Consider the following 16,070-nt stretch of genomic DNA (forward strand, 5'->3'; position numbering starts at 1 on the left):
TCATCGGCCGCAAACAAGGTCAGCGCGCGCCTTCAGCCGCGCATGGCCCAACGCTGACGCAACCACTCGAGATCTTCCGGTCGGGTGACCTTGAGATTGTCCGCCCGCCCTTCGACCAGTTTCGGCGCAAACCCGGCCCACTCGATGGCCGAGGCTTCGTCGGTAACGGCCACGCCGGCCACCAGGCTGTCGGCCAAGGCTCGATGCAGGGCGCCCAGGCGAAACATCTGCGGCGTGAACGCCTGCCAGATCGTGCTGCGATCCACGGTGTGCTGAACGCGCCCGGTCGCATCGGCACGCTTGAGCGTGTCCCGCGCCGGTACGGCCAGCAGCCCGCCCACGCTGTCGTCGGCGAGTTCGGCGAGGAGCTTGTCCAGATCGGCACGGGACAAATTGGGACGCGCCGCATCGTGCACCAGCACCCAATCGCCTTCGTCCGCGCCCTGGGCATGCAAATGCAGCAAGGCGTTGAGCACCGAATCGGCACGCTCCCGGCCGCCGGCCACGCGCTGGATCAACTCGTTGCGGGCGCTGGGCAGTTCGGGCCAGAACGGATCATCGGCAGCGAGGCTGACGATCACGCCCTTGAGCTGCGGATGCCCGAGGAAACAATCGATGCTGTGTTCCAGAATGGTACGACCGCCCAGGCTCAGGTATTGCTTGGGACGGTCTGCCGCCATGCGCGCACCTACGCCCGCAGCCGGAATCACTGCCCAGAAGGCTGGTAGCGAGGTCTTCATTGGGCCAACTGGTAGAGGGTTTCACCCTCCTTGACCATGCCCAGTTCATGGCGAGCGCGTTCTTCCACGGTCTCCATGCCCTTTTTCAATTCGAGTACTTCAGCGTCCATCACGCGATTGCGTTCCAGCAGCCGCTCATTCTCGGCGTGCTGTTCGGCGATCTGCTGTTTCAGCTCGGCTACCTGCTTGAGACTTCCGTTTCCGACCCACAGGCGATACTGCAAACCACCCAGGAGCAGAAGCAAGACGAGAAACAACCAATAAGGACTGCGCATCACATTACCCAGTGGTTAAAAACTTCAACTCTGCGACCAGATAGCACGAAGCCTGGCATCCGCCAGGCTCCGCATGTCGTCTTTCTACCATCTATTGCTTAGCCGCGAAACTCGTCGCGACCACGGTAGATCGCCTTGGCGCCCAATTGCTCTTCGATACGCAGCAGTTGGTTGTACTTGGAAACGCGGTCGGAGCGGCACAGCGAGCCGGTCTTGATCTGCCCGGCAGCGGTACCCACGGCTAGGTCGGCAATGGTCGAATCCTCGGTTTCGCCGGAGCGGTGCGAGATCACCGCGGTGTAACCTGCGGCCTTGGCCATCTGGATGGCTTCCAGGGTTTCGGTCAAGGTGCCGATCTGGTTGAACTTGATCAGGATCGAGTTGGCGATCTTCTTGTCGATGCCTTCCTTGAGGATCTTGGTGTTGGTCACGAACAGGTCGTCACCTACCAGCTGAACTTTCTCGCCGATCTTGTCGGTGAGGATCTTCCAGCCAGCCCAGTCGGACTCGTCCAGGCCGTCTTCGATGGAGATGATCGGGTAGCGCTCGGTGAGGCCCTTGAGGTATTCGGCGAAACCTTCGGCGTCGAACTTGTGGCCTTCACCGGCCAGATCGTAGGTGCCGTTTTCGAAGAATTCGCTGGCAGCGCAGTCCAGTGCCAGGGTCACGTCGGTGCCCAGTTTGTAGCCGGCCTTCTCGACGGCTTCGGCAATGGCGCTCAGAGCGTCTTCGTTGGAGGCCAGGTCAGGGGCGAAGCCACCTTCGTCACCTACCGCAGTGCTCAGGCCGCGAGCCTTCAGTACCGCCTTGAGGTGGTGGAAGATTTCGGTGCCCATGCGCAGGGCGTCGGAAAAGGTCTTGGCGCCAACGGGCTGGACCATGAATTCCTGGATGTCGACATTGTTGTCGGCGTGCTCGCCACCGTTGATGATGTTCATCATCGGCACGGGCATGGAGTAGACGCCCGGGGTGCCATTGAGGTTGGCGATGTGCGCGTAGAGGGGCAGGTCCTGGTCCTGCGCGGCAGCCTTGGCGGCAGCCAGGGACACGGCGAGGATGGCGTTGGCGCCCAGCGATGCCTTGTTCTCGGTTCCGTCCAGGGCAATCATGGCGTGGTCCAGTGCCTTCTGGTCAACCGGGTCCTTGCCCAGCAGCGCATCGCGAATCGGGCCATTGATGTTGGCCACGGCTTTCATAACACCCTTGCCCAGGTAGCGGCTCTTGTCGCCATCGCGCAGCTCCAGCGCTTCACGCGAGCCGGTGGACGCGCCCGACGGTGCACAGGCGGTGCCGATGATGCCGTTTTCCAGAAGCACGTCGGCTTCCACGGTAGGGTTGCCACGGGAGTCGAGAACTTCACGACCTTTGATGTCGACGATTTTTGCCATTGTTATGAACACTCCAAAGTAGACGAGAACGACGCAGCGGGGGTCTTGGTGGCCCATTCGCGGGCAGAGAACCGCTCCCACATGGAGCCCTGTGAGAGCGGGTCTCTGCCCGCGAAGGGTTCACCACAACAAATCGGGCACTACTTTACCGCAATCAGGCCGTTTCGATCGCCGGGAAACCTTTGACCAGTTCGTCGAGCGCCTTGAGCTGGGCCAGGAACGGCTCCAGCTTGTCCAGACGCAGTGCGCACGGGCCGTCGCACTTGGCGTTGTCCGGGTCCGGGTGGGCTTCCAGGAACAGACCTGCCAGGCCCTGGCTCAGGCCTGCCTTGGCCAGGTCGGTGACCTGGGCACGGCGACCACCGGCCGAGTCGCTGCGACCGCCCGGCATCTGCAGGGCATGGGTGACGTCGAAGAACACTGGGTATTGGAACGACTTCATGATGCCGAAGCCGAGCATGTCCACCACCAGGTTGTTGTAGCCGAAGCTCGAACCACGCTCGCAGAGGATCAACTGGTCGTTACCGGCTTCCTCGCACTTGGTCAGGATGTGCTTCATTTCCTGCGGAGCCAGGAACTGGGCCTTCTTGATGTTGATGACCGCACCGGTCTTGGCCATGGCGACCACTAGGTCGGTCTGACGCGACAGGAAGGCCGGCAGCTGAATGATGTCGCAGACTTCGGCGACCACGGCAGCCTGCGCAGGCTCATGGACGTCGGTGATCAGCGGCACATTGAAGGTCTGCTTGATCTCTTCGAAGATGCGCATGCCCTCTTCCAGGCCAGGGCCGCGGTAGGAGGTCACGGAAGAACGGTTGGCCTTGTCGAAGCTGGCCTTGAACACGTAGGGAATGCCGAGCTTGTCGGTCACGCGCACGTATTCTTCACAGACCTTGAGGGCCATGTCGCGCGATTCCAGCACGTTCATGCCGCCGAACAGGACGAATGGCTTGTCGTTGGCGATCTCGATGTCGCCAACGCGGATGATCTTTTGCGCCATGAGGGTCAGGCCTTCTTCTGATGTTGAGCCAATGCAGCCTTGACGAAACCGCTGAACAGCGGGTGACCGTCACGCGGCGTCGAGGTGAACTCGGGGTGGAACTGGCAGGCCACGAACCATGGGTGATCCTTGGACTCGACCACTTCGACCAGCGCACCATCGCCCGAACGACCGGAAACCACCAGGCCGGCGTCGACCAGTTGCGGCAGCAGGTTGTTGTTCACTTCGTAGCGATGACGATGACGCTCGACGATCACATCGCGGGCGTAGCAATCGTGCACCTTGGAACCGCTGATCAGCTGGCAGTCCTGCGCACCCAGGCGCATGGTGCCGCCCAGATCGGAAGCTTCGGTACGGGTTTCCACGGCACCGGTGGCGTCTTCCCACTCGGTGATCAGACCGACCACCGGGTGGCCGCTGGCGCGATCGAATTCGGTGGAGTTGGCGTCTTTCCAGCCCATCACGTTACGAGCGAATTCGATGACGGCCACCTGCATGCCCAGGCAGATACCCAGGTACGGCACCTTGTTCTCGCGGGCGTACTGCACGGCGGTGATCTTGCCTTCCACACCGCGCAGACCGAAGCCGCCGGGAACCAGGATGGCGTCCACGCCTTCGAGCAGCGCAGTGCCCTGATTCTCGATGTCTTCGGAGTCGATGTAGCGCAGGTTGACCTTGGTGCGATTGCTGATACCGGCATGGCTCATCGCTTCGATCAGCGATTTGTAGGCATCGAGCAGTTCCATGTACTTGCCGACCATGGCGATGGTCACTTCGTGTTCCGGGTTCAGCTTGGCATCGACCACCGCGTCCCACTCGGACAGGTCGGCGCTGCCGCACTGCAGACCGAAGCGCTCGACGACGAAATCGTCCAGGCCCTGGGAGTGCAGGATGCCCGGGATCTTGTAGATGGTGTCGGCGTCTTCCAGGGCGATGACCGCGCGCTCTTCGACGTTGGTGAACTGCGCGATCTTGCGACGCGACGAGGTGTCGATCGGGTGATCGGAGCGGCACACCAGCACATCGGGCTGCAGGCCGATGGAGCGCAGTTCCTTGACCGAATGCTGGGTCGGCTTGGTCTTGGTCTCGCCGGCAGTGGCGATGTACGGGACCAGCGTCAGGTGCATCAGCATCGCGCGCTTGGCGCCGACTTCGAAGCGCAGCTGGCGGATCGCCTCCAGGAACGGTTGCGATTCGATGTCGCCCACGGTGCCGCCGATCTCGACCATGGCCACGTCGGCATCGCCGGCGCCCTTGATGATGCGGCGCTTGATCTCGTCGGTGATGTGCGGGATGACCTGGATGGTCGCGCCCAGGTAGTCACCACGACGCTCCTTGCGCAACACGTGCTCGTAGACGCGGCCGGTGGTGAAGTTGTTGTTCTGGGTCATGGTCGTGCGGATGAACCGCTCGTAGTGCCCCAGGTCCAGGTCGGTCTCGGCGCCGTCGTGGGTGACGAACACTTCACCGTGCTGGAACGGGCTCATGGTGCCCGGGTCGACGTTGATGTACGGGTCAAGCTTGAGCATGGTGACTTTGAGCCCCCGCGCCTCCAGGATGGCCGCCAATGAAGCCGAGGCAATGCCTTTCCCCAATGAAGAAACAACACCGCCCGTGACGAAGATGTAGCGCGTCATGAAAAACCCTAGAAGTCTGCGTTAAAGCGGCAGAAGCCGCCGGGGAAAGCGAAGGAAGGCCGAAGCCCCCGACGGCCAAAAACGGTTTGGCAATCGGCAACGTCCGTGAATCCGGTGGGCTCACAGAAGCTGTATCAAGAAGGGAGCGTAGTCTACCGGATTCCCCCTTTCATCTCAAACTCTGCTCGCCGGTCGGCGGCGACCACGACAGTTGGCCATCGACACTGGACAGCGGCAGGTTGGCCACGGCCACCAACTGGTCGTCGACGAACAGCAGGGGCAGGCGATCACGCACGAAGCCTGGCAGGCGGCTTTCATTGAGCAGGCGTTTGAGGTCTCGCTGCCCGCGAGCGGGCAAGCGCAGGCCTTCGCCGCCCTGGCGGTAGCGAATCTGCGCCTGACCGGACGGCGGACCGCCCTGCCATCGCACCTCACCGTTACCCGGCAGCTGCAAGGCCTGCTCAAGACGCGGCCATGTTTGAACCGCAGGCTGAGCCTGCGACCATTGGCCACTGACCCACCAGATCCGTCCGTGGGCCCTGTGCAGCTCGCCGTCGGTCAGTCGCCAGACGGGCGTGGCTGCGGCATCGGCGTCGCGCAAAGATGTCCATCCGACCCAGTGCTGGGTGTCGGGCAGGCGCGTCAGGCGTGCCAGCCAGAACTGCAGAGCATTGCGCTGACGGCTGTCGGACAGCGCTTGCAGCGGCGCCAGGGCCAGGCTCGGTACGGACAGCCAGGAATGCTCGACCGATGCGCGCGCAGGCTCCAGGTCCGCTTCGGCCAGTTCCTCCAGCAACTGCGCTGCCTCGCCCAGATGGGCCGCGGCCCTGGCAATGCTGCCGGCCGCGTGGGGCCAGCGCGCCGTGATCACGGGCAGCACGTCTCGGCGCAGGTAATTGCGCGAAAAACGGGTATCGGTGTTGGAGGGGTCGTCGATCCAGTCCAGGCCCTCCGCACCAGCGTACGCGACCAGTTCGCTGCGAGGCTCATCGAGCAGCGGCCTGGCCAAGACCCCCTGCCCTTGAGGTCGCTGCTGTGGCATCGCCGCAAGTCCCCGTACGCCAGCGCCGCGCAGCAGACGAAACAGCAGGGTTTCGGCCTGATCATCCTGGTGCTGGGCGGCGAACAGGACATCGCCGACTCCGAGCACCGCATCGAAAGCACGGTAGCGTGCCTGACGCGCGGCTTGTTCCAGGCTGGGGCCGTTCTCGACCTGCACCCGGATAATGCGCAACGGCACACCGAGCTGATCGCACAGGGATTGGCAGTGTGCGGGCCAGGTATCGGCGACCGATTGCAGACCGTGATGGATATGAAGAGCAGTCAGCGGCGGACGCTGGGGCAGACCGGCCAACAGGTGCAGCAGGACGGTGGAGTCGAGGCCACCGGAGAAGGCGACGTACCAGGCAGGGGCTGAGAGGTAGGGTTGCAACCGGGCCTGTAATCGTTGCATCAAGACTGAGGATTCACGCATAAGGTGCGGCCCTCACTGGGCAAGGCGAGGTATGAGCGGTGCGCCCTTCGCGGGCAGAGCCCGCTCCCACAGTGGACGGAGTGAACCCATACCTGTGGGAGCGGGGCGGGCGGCTGAGCCCTCTGCCCGCCAAGGGCGCGCCGCGGTCTCGAACCTTACAACCCGTAGCTCATCAACCGGTCATACCGGCGGCTGAGCAACGTCTCGGTGTCGAAACCCTTGAGCATGTCCAGTTGGCTGGTCAGCTCGGCGCGGATCAGGGACGAGGCGGCGACCGGATCGCGATGGGCGCCACCCAGTGGCTCGTCGATAACTTTGTCGACAATGCCCAGGTGGTTCAAGCGCTCGGCCGTGATGCCCATGGCTTCGGCGGCATCCGGCGCCTTTTCGGCCGTCTTCCACAGAATCGACGCGCAACCTTCCGGCGAAATCACCGCATAGGTCGAATACTGCAACATGTTCAGTTGATCGCAGACACCGATGGCCAATGCACCACCCGAACCGCCTTCACCGATCACCGTGGCGATGATCGGCGTTTTCAGGCGTGCCATCACGCGCAGGTTCCAGGCGATCGCTTCGCTCTGGTTGCGCTCTTCGGCATCGATGCCCGGGTACGCGCCCGGCGTGTCGATGAAGGTGAGGATCGGCATCTTGAAGCGCTCGGCCATTTCCATCAGGCGGCACGCCTTGCGGTAGCCTTCCGGACGCGGCATGCCGAAGTTGCGACGGACCTTCTCGCGCACTTCGCGGCCTTTCTGGTGGCCAATGATCATCACCGGCTGCTCGTCGAGACGAGCGACACCGCCAACGATGGCGGCGTCGTCGGAGAAATGACGGTCGCCGTGCAGCTCATCGAACTCGGTGAAGATGTGCTGAATGTAGTCCAGGGTGTACGGGCGGCGCGGGTGACGCGCCAGCCGGGCAATCTGCCAGCTGGTCAGGTTGCCGAAGATGCTTTCGGTCAGCGTGCTGCTCTTGTCTTGCAGGCGAGAGATCTCGTCGCCGATGTTCAACGAATTGTCGTTGCCTACCAGGCGCAGCTCTTCGATCTTGGCTTGCAGGTCAGCGATCGGCTGTTCGAAATCAAGAAAATTCGGGTTCATAGGCATCCGTCTTGGGTCGACGGCCAAGCGGCCGGCCGGTTGATCCGTTTGGCGCCATACCTTAAAGGAAACGGCGCGTTCAGGTCGAGTTTATTAATTGTGGTCGAGCCCGGCCCGCGGGGCCAGCTCAACGGTCAGGTTCAACGATATTGCAGAAAGACGTTCTCGCGACCGAACTGGTCACGCAACGCTTGAATCAAGCTGTCGGCCGGGTCGATCCGCCAGCCTTCGCCGAACTGCAGCGTCGCCTTGGCGTCGTTGCTGGTGTATTCCATGGTGATCGGGCAGGCGCCGCGGTGCTGACGGCACAATTCGCCCAGCCAGCCGAGCCGATCGCCACCCAGCCCGTCGGCGTGCACCTTCAGACGCAAGCTTTCGGCCAGGTTGGTGCGCGCATCTTCCATGCTCATCACGCGCTTGACGCGCAGGCGCAGGCCACCGGAGAAATCATCGTTGCTGACCTCCCCTTCCACCACCACCATCGCGTCGGTCTGCAACAGCGATTGCGCGGACATGAAGGCATCGGCGAACAGTGAGGCCTCGATGCGCGCCGAGCGGTCGTCGAGGGTGATGAAGCCCATCTTGTCGCCCTTCTTGTTCTTCATCACCCGCAACGCGATGACCATGCCGGCCACGGTCTGGGTTTCGCGCGAAGGCTTGAGGTCGATGATGCGCTGCCGAGCGAAGCGGCGGATCTCGCCTTCGTATTCGTCGATCGGGTGCCCGGTGAGGTACAGCCCCAGAGTTTCCTTCTCGCCGCGCAGCCGCTCCTTGAGGGTCAGCTCCTTGGCCTTGCGATGGTCGGCATAGACATCGGCGTCCGCTTCGACGAACACACCGCCGAAGAGGTCGTCGTGGCCGCTGTCGTGGGTGCGTGCGGTCTGCTCCGCCGCCTTGATCGCGCCCTCCATGGCCGACAACAGTACCGCGCGATTGCGGTCGATGTTGGCTTGATAGGCCTTGGGCTCATCGTGGAAATACGGGCCCAGGCGGTCGATCGCACCGCTGCGGATCAGACCGTCGAGTGTGCGTTTGTTGATGCGCTTGAGATCGACGCGCTCGCAGAAGTCGAACAGGTCCTTGAACGGGCCGGCCTGACGGGCTTCGATGATCGCCTCCACCGGTCCCTCACCCACGCCTTTGATCGCGCCCAGCCCATAGACGATGCGGCCATCGTCGTTGACCGTGAACTTGAACTCGGAGTTGTTCACGTCCGGCGCGTCCAGGCGCAGCTTCATGGTGCGCACTTCTTCGATCAAGGTCACGACCTTGTCGGTGTTGTGCATGTCCGCCGAGAGCACTGCGGCCATGAACGGCGCCGGGTAGTGAGCCTTGAGCCAGGCGGTCTGGTAGGACACCAGGCCATAGGCGGCGGAGTGGGACTTGTTGAAACCGTAGCCGGCGAATTTTTCCACCAGGTCGAAGATGTTGCCCGCCAGGTCCGGGTCGATGTTGTTGGTGGCGCAGCCTTCGATGAAGCCGCCACGCTGCTTGGCCATCTCTTCTGGTTTCTTCTTGCCCATGGCGCGACGCAGCATGTCGGCGCCGCCGAGGGTGTAGCCTGCCATCACCTGAGCGATCTGCATCACCTGTTCCTGATACAGGATGATGCCGTAGGTGGGCGCCAGCACCGGTTTCAGTCCTTCGTACTGGTAGTCCGAATGCGGGTAGGCCAGCTCGGCGCGACCGTGCTTGCGGTTGATGAAGTCGTCCACCATGCCCGATTGCAGCGGGCCTGGCCGGAACAACGCCACCAGTGCAATGAGGTCTTCCAGGCAGTCGGGCTTGAGCTTCTTGATCAGCTCCTTCATGCCGCGAGATTCGAGCTGGAAGACGGCAGTGGTCTCGGCCTTCTGCAGCAACTGGTAGGTCGGTTTGTCGTCGAGCGGAATGAAGGCGATGTCCAGCGGCGCCTCGTTGACCTTGGCCCGGTCGCGGTTGATGGTCTTCAGCGCCCAGTCGATGATGGTCAGGGTACGCAGGCCGAGAAAGTCGAACTTGACCAGACCTGCCGCTTCCACGTCATCCTTGTCGAACTGGGTCACCAGGCCGTCACCGGCCTCGTCGCAATAGATCGGCGCGAAGTCGGTCAGCTTGGTCGGCGCGATCACCACACCACCGGCGTGCTTGCCGACGTTACGCACCACGCCTTCGAGCTTGCGCGCCATTTCCCAGATTTCTGCCGCCTCTTCATCGACCTTGATGAAGTCGCGCAGGATTTCTTCCTGCTCGTAGGCCTTTTCCAGGGTCATGCCGACTTCGAAGGGAATCATCTTGGACAGGCGATCAGCCAGGCCGTAGGACTTGCCCTGTACCCGCGCCACGTCGCGCACCACCGCCTTGGCCGCCATGGAGCCGAAAGTGATGATCTGGCTGACCGCGTTGCGGCCGTACTTGTCGGCCACGTAGTCGATGACCCGGTCGCGACCGTCCATGCAGAAGTCGACGTCGAAGTCGGGCATGGACACCCGCTCGGGGTTGAGGAAGCGTTCGAACAGCAGGTCGTATTCCAGTGGATCGAGGTCGGTGATCTTCTGTACGTAAGCCACCAGGGAGCCTGCGCCCGACCCCCGGCCTGGGCCCACCGGCACGCCGTTGCTCTTGGCCCACTGGATGAAGTCCATCACGATCAGGAAGTAACCGGGAAAGCCCATCTGGATGATGATGTCGAGCTCGAAATTCAGCCGGTCGACATACACCTGCCGACGCGCTTCGTAGTTCTCGGTGGTGTCCTTGGGCAGCAGCACGGCCAGGCGCTCTTCCAGGCCGTCGAACGAGACCTTGCGGAAATATTCATCGATGGTCATGCCATCGGGAATCGGGTAATCGGGCAGGAAGTGCTTGCCCAGCTTGACGTCGATGTTGCAGCGCTTGGCGATCTCGACGGTGTTTTCCAGCGCCTCGGGCAGGTCGCTGAACAACTCGGCCATCTCCTCGGCGCTCTTGAGGTACTGCTGGTCGCTGTAGTTCTTGTTGCGGCGCGGGTCGTCCAGCGCCCGGCCTTCACCAATGCACACGCGAGTCTCGTGGGCCTCGAAGTCTTCCTGCTTGATGAAGCGCACATCGTTGGTGGCCACCAAGGGCGCGCCCAGGCGGTCGGCCAAGGCGACGGCGGCGTGCAGGTACTCCTCGTCGTTGGTGCGGTTGGTCCGCTGCACCTCGACGTAGAAGCGCTCGGGGAACACCGCCATCCACTCGCGCAGCAGGTTGTCGGCATCGCCCGGGTAGCCGCCCAGCAGGGCCATGCCGATCTCGCCCTCCTTGGCCGCCGACAGGCAGATCACCCCTTCGCTGGCTTCTGCGACCCACTGTCGCTCAACGATCACCTGACCATTGCGCTGGCCATCGATGAAACCGCGAGAAATCAGCTCGGTGATGTTGCGATAGCCGACCGCATTCATCGCCAGCAGGCTGATGCGGCTCAGGGGCCCGTCGGGGTCGCGATTGGCCAGCCACAGGTCGGCACCACAGATCGGCTTGATGCCGGCGCCCATGGCCGCCTTGTAGAACTTCACCAGCGAACACATGTTGTTCTGGTCGGTCACCGCCACCGCAGGCATGTTCATGCCAGCCAGCGCCTTGACCAGCGGCTTGATCCGCACCAGGCCGTCGACCAGCGAGTATTCGGTGTGCAGGCGAAGATGAACGAAGGAAACCGACATGTTGATCCTATGGTGACGGGTAGAACGACAAGGCCCGGATTGTACCGGGCCCTGATCAAAACATCAGCCTGCTAGACCCAGGCGGGGGTTTGATCGATGCTTTCGCGAGCCTGCCACGCCGCGCGGACCGGCGCGAACGATCGCCGATGAATGGGCGTCGGCCCCAGGCGGGTCAAGGCTTCCAGATGCACCGGCGTGGGGTAGCCCTTGTGCCCGCCCATGCCGTAGCCAGGATAGATCAATTCGAAAGCGGACATTTCCCGGTCGCGACTGACCTTGGCCAGAATCGAAGCAGCGGCGATGGCCGGGACTTTCGCGTCGCCCTGGATCACTGGGGCGCTTGGCACATCCAGTTGCGGGCAGCGGTTGCCGTCGATCAGCGCCAGTTTTGGCGTGATGCTCAGGCCTTGGACCGCCCGCTGCATGGCCAACATGGTCGCGTGCAGAATGTTCAGGCGGTCGATCTCTTCGACCTCGGCACGGGCGATACACCAGGCCAGCGCTTTCTCGCAGATTTCGTCGTAGAGCAGTTCGCGACGCGCTTCGGTGAGTTTCTTCGAATCGTTGAGGCCCAGGATCGGCCGACGCGGATCGAGGATCACCGCCGCCGTCACCACCGCGCCACACAACGGGCCACGGCCGACTTCATCGACACCGGCGACCAGCTCTTCGACCAGATCGAAATCCAGGCCCATTTGCAGTTGCCTGCTTGTCTGTAGAGGCTTAGCCATCGTTCCTGCCTATCAGTTGCAGCACGGCGTCGGCCGCCTGGTTGGAGGCGTCGCGGCGCAGCGTGCGATGAATCGCGTCGAAACCACTGGTCTGTTCTTCGCCACCGGCCAGCAACGGCAGCAAGCGCTCGACCAGCGCCTGGGGCGTTGCGTCATCCTGCAGCAGCTCGGGCACCAGCATGCGTTGAGCCAGCAGGTTGGGCAACGACACGTAGGGGCTCTTGACCATACGCTTGAGAATCCAGTACGTCAGGGGCGCCAGTCGGTACGCGACCACCATCGGGCGCTTGTACAGCAGCGCTTCCAGTGTGGCCGTGCCGGAAGCGATCAGCACCGCATCACAGGCAGCCAGCGCCGTGTGCGAGTCGCCGTCGAGCAAGGTCACCGGCAGCGTGCGGCCCGCAAGCATCTGCTCCAGTTGCGCCCGCCGCTGTGGGTTGGCACAGGGAATCACGAAGCGTGCATCCGGTTTCGACTGCAACAGCAACTGGGCACTATCGAGGAACAGCTCGCCCAGGCGGCCGACTTCCCCACCGCGACTGCCGGGCATCAACGCCACCAGCGGGAACTCGCCGGCCAGGCCCAGCTGGGTGCGGGCCTGGCTACGGTCCGCCTGCAGGGCGATGGTATCGGCCAACGGGTGACCGACGAAACGCACCGGCACGCCCTGTTCCTCGTAGAAGCGAGCCTCGAAGGGCAGCAACGTGAGCATAAGGTCGCAACCCTGGCGAATCTTCAATACACGCTTCTGCCGCCATGCCCAGACCGAGGGGCTCACGTAGTGCACGGTCTTGATCCCGGCCTGGCGCAGCTTGAGTTCGATGTTCAGGGTGAAGTCGGGTGCGTCGATGCCGATGAACACGTCCGGCTTGCAGGCAATCAGCTCGGCAATCAGCTGCTTGCGCCGCGCCAGCAGTTCGCGCAGACGACCCAGCACTTCGACCAGGCCCATCACTGCCAGGCGCTCCATGGGGAAGCGACTGACCAGCCCTTCGGCTTCCATCAGCGGGCCGCCGACGCCGATGAACTCGACATGCGGATGGCGCGCCTTGAGCGCGCGCATCAGCCCGGAACCCAGGATATCGCCACTGGCTTCGCCTGCCACCAGTGCCACGGTCAGCGGTGCGGGGTGAGACATCAGCGGGTGATGCCGCGAGTCGAGGACTGGATCGACTTGAGGAACACGTCGACTTCAGGGTGCAGCCGCGCAGGCTCTTCCAGATCGAGCAGGGCCTGCTCGACGGTCAGGCCACGGCGGTAGACCGTCTTGTAGGCACGGCGCAGCGCGTGGATCGCTTCGTCGCTGAAACCGCGGCGGCGCATGCCTTCGAAATTCATGCTGCGAGCTTCGGCCGGGTTGCCGAACACCGTGACATAGGCCGGCACATCCTTGCCGATGGCGGTACCCATGCCCGAAAAGCTGTGGGCGCCAATGTGGCAGTACTGGTGAACCAAGGTGAAGCCGGAGAGGATTGCCCAGTCGTGAACATGCACATGGCCAGCCAGGGCCGTGTTGTTGACCAGAATGCAGTGGTTGCCGATCACGCTGTCGTGCCCGATATGGGCATAGGCCATGATCAGGTTGTGGTCGCCCAAGGTGGTTTCGGCGCGGTCCTGCACGGTGCCACGGTGGATGGTCACGCCTTCGCGGATGACGTTGTGGTCACCGATGACCAGGCGAGTTTCCTCGCCTTTGTACTTGAGGTCCGGCGTGTCTTCCCCGATGGAGGAAAACTGGTAGATGCGATTGTGCCTGCCGATGCGGGTCGGCCCCTTGAGAATGACGTGAGGACCGATCACGGTGCCCTCGCCGATTTCCACGCCCGCACCAACGATCGACCAAGGGCCGACTTCGACGCCATCTGCCAATACGGCGGACGGATCGATGATGGCGCGAGGGTCAATCAAACTCATAGCTTGCGTTCCGCACAGATGATCTCGGCCGAGCAGACCGGCTTGCCATCGACCGAAGCCTTGCAGTCGAACTTCCAGATCTGGCGCTTGCAACTGATGAACTTGGCTTCCAGGATCAACTGATCACCCGGCAGCACAGGCTGGCGGAAACGCAGCTTGTCCGAACCCACGAAGTAGTACAGCGTGCCGTCGGCCGGTTTCACGTCGAGCATCTTGAAACCGAGAATACCGGCGGCCTGGGCCATGGCCTCGATGATCAGCACGCCCGGCATGATCGGGTGCGCGGGAAAGTGACCATTGAAGAACGGCTCGTTGATGCTGACATTCTTGTAGGCGCGAATGCTCTGGCTTTCGACGTCCAGCTCCACGACCCGATCCACCAACAGGAAAGGATAGCGGTGCGGCAGGTATTCGCGAATCTCGTTGATGTCCATCATTTCGGGGGGAAGCCTGTAGTAAAGATAGGGAGCGCGCGGCTGACGCGCGACACTCCTATTGCAAATCAAGGGGCAGTCTAGCGGCTGGGCACACTTGATATGGAAAAGGTATCAGCCATCAGATGACGCTTTACCGCCTTGGGTCACTGCCTCGACATGCTTTTCCACCTGCTTGAGGCGCCGAGCCATGTCATCCAGATGCCGCAATCGCGCAGCGCTCTTGCGCCACTCGGCTGCCGGCTGCATCGCCGTACCCGAGGAATAGGCACCCGGCTCGGTGATCGAATGGGTCACCATGGTCATGCCAGTGATGAATACCCCATCGCAGATCTCGATGTGCCCGACCAGGCCTACACCGCCTGCGAGCATGCAATTCTTGCCGATCTTGCTGCTTCCCGAAATGCCGACGCAGGCCGCCATGGCGGTGTTGTCGCCAATCTGCACGTTGTGGGCAATCTGGATCTGGTTATCGAGCTTCACGCCGTTGCCGATCACGGTATCGGCCAGTGCACCCCGGTCGATGGCGGTATTTACACCGATCTCGCAGTCGTCGCCGATGCTGACGCCGCCGATCTGGGCGATCTTCTGCCAGACGCCTTTCTCGTTGGCAAAGCCGAAGCCCTCGCCACCCAGCACGGCACCGGATTGGATGACTACTCGCTTACCGATGCGCACGTCGTGATAGAGCGTGACCCGGGGCGCCAACCAGCCGCCCTCGCCGATCTCGCAGCGTGCACCGATGAAACAGTGCGCACCGACGGTCACACCGGCCGCGATCCTGGCCCCGCTCTCCACAACCGCGAACGGCCCGACACTGGCAGCAGCATCGACCTGGGCATCGGCAGCGATGACCGCAGTAGGATGCACGCCAGTGCTGGCGCGGGGCTTGGGATCGAACAGGTGGGAGATGCGCGCATAGGCCAGATATGGGTCGGGAACGATCAGCGCGTCGCCCTTGAACCCTTCGGCATCAGCGGCCTTGAGCAGTACGGCCCCGGCATGGCTGTCGGGCAGAAACTTGCGGTACTGCGGATTGGCCAGAAAGCTCAGCTGAGCTGGGCCGGCCTCCTGCAAGGTGGCCAGCCCAGTGATGATCTTCTCCGGGTCGCCACTGACCGTGGCGCCCAGGAACTCGGCCAGCTGACCGAGCTTCATGGTCGCTGTCATATCAGCGCGACTGATTCATGCGCTCGATGACCTGGCGAGTGATGTCGAACTGAGGTTTGACATCAATCACCGCACCGCGCTCCAGCACCAGGTCGAAGGCACCTTTCTTGATGACTTCTTCGACGGCGCCGTCAAGCTTGGGCTTGAGCTGCTTGAGCATTTCGCGGTCGGCAACGGCCTTGGCTTCGTTCAGTTCCTTGGACTGGAACTGGAAGTCGCGGGCTTTCTGCTTGAATTCGAGTTCCAGGCGCTCGCGCTCGGGCTGGGCCATCTTGTCGCCACCGGCGACCAGACGGTCCTGAATGCTCTTGGCGCTGCTTTCCAGGGTCTTGAGCTTGCTCAACTGCGGACCGAATTTCTTCTCGGCATCGACAGCGTATTTCTTGGCCGCGTCAGACTCGAGCAGTGCCATCTGATAGTTCAGAACGGCGATTTTCATGTCGGCGAAAGCCGGAGTGGCACCCAGCGAGGCGGCGAGGGTCGCGGCCAGAACAACCATTTGAGTCAACTTGCGCACAATAAACTCCTACAAAATCCGTTGT

Annotated in this window: 14 protein-coding genes; all 14 read right to left on the reverse strand. The window is 62.6% G+C overall.

Features of this window, described 5'->3' with window-relative positions; translation table 11 throughout:
• Window positions 1-32 precede the first annotated feature (32 nt).
• A complete protein-coding gene (ispD, locus tag QMX89_RS00610) occupies window positions 33-740 on the reverse strand; it encodes a 2-C-methyl-D-erythritol 4-phosphate cytidylyltransferase (protein ID WP_049862272.1) in 708 nt (235 codons plus the stop codon).
• Window positions 737-1,015: a cell division protein FtsB gene (gene ftsB, locus QMX89_RS00615; RefSeq protein ID WP_043185120.1), complete on the reverse strand. Its 279-nt coding sequence runs from the start codon at window positions 1,013-1,015 to the stop codon at window positions 737-739. Before ftsB ends, ispD begins: the two co-directional genes overlap by 4 nt.
• Before the next feature lie 98 nt (window positions 1,016-1,113).
• Window positions 1,114-2,403 carry a phosphopyruvate hydratase gene (gene eno / locus QMX89_RS00620; protein WP_282345833.1) on the reverse strand — a complete coding sequence of 430 codons (1,290 nt, stop codon included), beginning with the start codon at window positions 2,401-2,403 and terminating at the stop codon, window positions 1,114-1,116.
• A 154-nt stretch (window positions 2,404-2,557) separates the two neighbouring features.
• Window positions 2,558-3,403, reverse strand: a complete 846-nt coding sequence (gene kdsA, locus QMX89_RS00625) for a 3-deoxy-8-phosphooctulonate synthase (RefSeq protein ID WP_049862274.1) — start codon at window positions 3,401-3,403, stop codon at window positions 2,558-2,560.
• 5 nt (window positions 3,404-3,408) lie between these two features.
• Window positions 3,409-5,040: a CTP synthase gene (locus QMX89_RS00630; protein ID WP_049862275.1), complete on the reverse strand. Its 1,632-nt coding sequence runs from the start codon at window positions 5,038-5,040 to the stop codon at window positions 3,409-3,411.
• Between the two features lie 169 nt (window positions 5,041-5,209).
• Window positions 5,210-6,514, reverse strand: a complete 1,305-nt coding sequence (gene tilS / locus QMX89_RS00635; RefSeq protein ID WP_282345837.1) for a tRNA lysidine(34) synthetase TilS — start codon at window positions 6,512-6,514, stop codon at window positions 5,210-5,212.
• A gap of 155 nt (window positions 6,515-6,669) precedes the next feature.
• The gene (locus tag QMX89_RS00640) at window positions 6,670-7,617 is read right to left on the reverse strand and encodes an acetyl-CoA carboxylase carboxyltransferase subunit alpha (RefSeq protein WP_282345839.1); all 948 of its coding nucleotides are present in this window, start codon (window positions 7,615-7,617) and stop codon (window positions 6,670-6,672) included.
• A 140-nt stretch (window positions 7,618-7,757) separates the two neighbouring features.
• The gene (dnaE, locus tag QMX89_RS00645) at window positions 7,758-11,279 is read right to left on the reverse strand and encodes a DNA polymerase III subunit alpha (protein ID WP_282345841.1); all 3,522 of its coding nucleotides are present in this window, start codon (window positions 11,277-11,279) and stop codon (window positions 7,758-7,760) included.
• A 71-nt stretch (window positions 11,280-11,350) separates the two neighbouring features.
• Window positions 11,351-11,980, reverse strand: a complete 630-nt coding sequence (rnhB, locus tag QMX89_RS00650; protein ID WP_282345990.1) for a ribonuclease HII — start codon at window positions 11,978-11,980, stop codon at window positions 11,351-11,353.
• Window positions 11,981-12,002: 22 nt separating this feature from the next.
• Window positions 12,003-13,148 (reverse strand): lipid-A-disaccharide synthase, encoded by a 1,146-nt coding sequence (gene lpxB, locus QMX89_RS00655; RefSeq protein ID WP_282345843.1) that lies wholly within the window; start codon window positions 13,146-13,148, stop codon window positions 12,003-12,005.
• Window positions 13,148-13,924, reverse strand: a complete 777-nt coding sequence (lpxA, locus tag QMX89_RS00660; protein ID WP_043185103.1) for an acyl-ACP--UDP-N-acetylglucosamine O-acyltransferase — start codon at window positions 13,922-13,924, stop codon at window positions 13,148-13,150. Before lpxA ends, lpxB begins: the two co-directional genes overlap by 1 nt.
• Window positions 13,921-14,361: a 3-hydroxyacyl-ACP dehydratase FabZ gene (gene fabZ / locus QMX89_RS00665; RefSeq protein ID WP_043185101.1), complete on the reverse strand. Its 441-nt coding sequence runs from the start codon at window positions 14,359-14,361 to the stop codon at window positions 13,921-13,923. The genes lpxA and fabZ overlap by 4 nt, the downstream gene beginning before the upstream one ends.
• Window positions 14,362-14,472: 111 nt before the next feature.
• On the reverse strand, window positions 14,473-15,528 hold the full coding sequence (gene lpxD, locus QMX89_RS00670; RefSeq protein WP_056843850.1) for a UDP-3-O-(3-hydroxymyristoyl)glucosamine N-acyltransferase: 1,056 nt from the start codon (window positions 15,526-15,528) through the stop codon (window positions 14,473-14,475).
• A 1-nt stretch (window position 15,529) separates the two neighbouring features.
• Window positions 15,530-16,045 carry an OmpH family outer membrane protein gene (locus QMX89_RS00675; protein ID WP_049862282.1) on the reverse strand — a complete coding sequence of 172 codons (516 nt, stop codon included), beginning with the start codon at window positions 16,043-16,045 and terminating at the stop codon, window positions 15,530-15,532.
• Window positions 16,046-16,070 lie beyond the last annotated feature (25 nt).

The sequence above is a fragment of the Pseudomonas sp. PS01301 genome, assembly GCF_029960215.1.
GTDB classification, from domain to species: Bacteria; Pseudomonadota; Gammaproteobacteria; order Pseudomonadales; family Pseudomonadaceae; genus Aquipseudomonas; species Aquipseudomonas coleopterorum.

What these genes read in the sequence shown, in the direction of transcription:
- ispD (WP_049862272.1), bottom strand. Translation starts at nt 740, where the DNA reads ATGAAGACCTCGCTACCAGCCTTCTGGGCAGTGATTCCGGCTGCGGGC.
- ftsB (WP_043185120.1), bottom strand. Translation starts at nt 1,015, where the DNA reads ATGCGCAGTCCTTATTGGTTGTTTCTCGTCTTGCTTCTGCTCCTGGGT.
- eno (WP_282345833.1), bottom strand. Translation starts at nt 2,403, where the DNA reads ATGGCAAAAATCGTCGACATCAAAGGTCGTGAAGTTCTCGACTCCCGT.
- QMX89_RS00640 (WP_282345839.1), bottom strand. Translation starts at nt 7,617, where the DNA reads ATGAACCCGAATTTTCTTGATTTCGAACAGCCGATCGCTGACCTGCAA.
- lpxD (WP_056843850.1), bottom strand. Translation starts at nt 15,528, where the DNA reads ATGACAGCGACCATGAAGCTCGGTCAGCTGGCCGAGTTCCTGGGCGCC.
- QMX89_RS00630 (WP_049862275.1), bottom strand. Translation starts at nt 5,040, where the DNA reads ATGACGCGCTACATCTTCGTCACGGGCGGTGTTGTTTCTTCATTGGGG.
- lpxA (WP_043185103.1), bottom strand. Translation starts at nt 13,924, where the DNA reads ATGAGTTTGATTGACCCTCGCGCCATCATCGATCCGTCCGCCGTATTG.
- kdsA (WP_049862274.1), bottom strand. Translation starts at nt 3,403, where the DNA reads ATGGCGCAAAAGATCATCCGCGTTGGCGACATCGAGATCGCCAACGAC.
- fabZ (WP_043185101.1), bottom strand. Translation starts at nt 14,361, where the DNA reads ATGATGGACATCAACGAGATTCGCGAATACCTGCCGCACCGCTATCCT.
- lpxB (WP_282345843.1), bottom strand. Translation starts at nt 13,148, where the DNA reads ATGTCTCACCCCGCACCGCTGACCGTGGCACTGGTGGCAGGCGAAGCC.
- tilS (WP_282345837.1), bottom strand. Translation starts at nt 6,514, where the DNA reads ATGCGTGAATCCTCAGTCTTGATGCAACGATTACAGGCCCGGTTGCAA.
- dnaE (WP_282345841.1), bottom strand. Translation starts at nt 11,279, where the DNA reads ATGTCGGTTTCCTTCGTTCATCTTCGCCTGCACACCGAATACTCGCTG.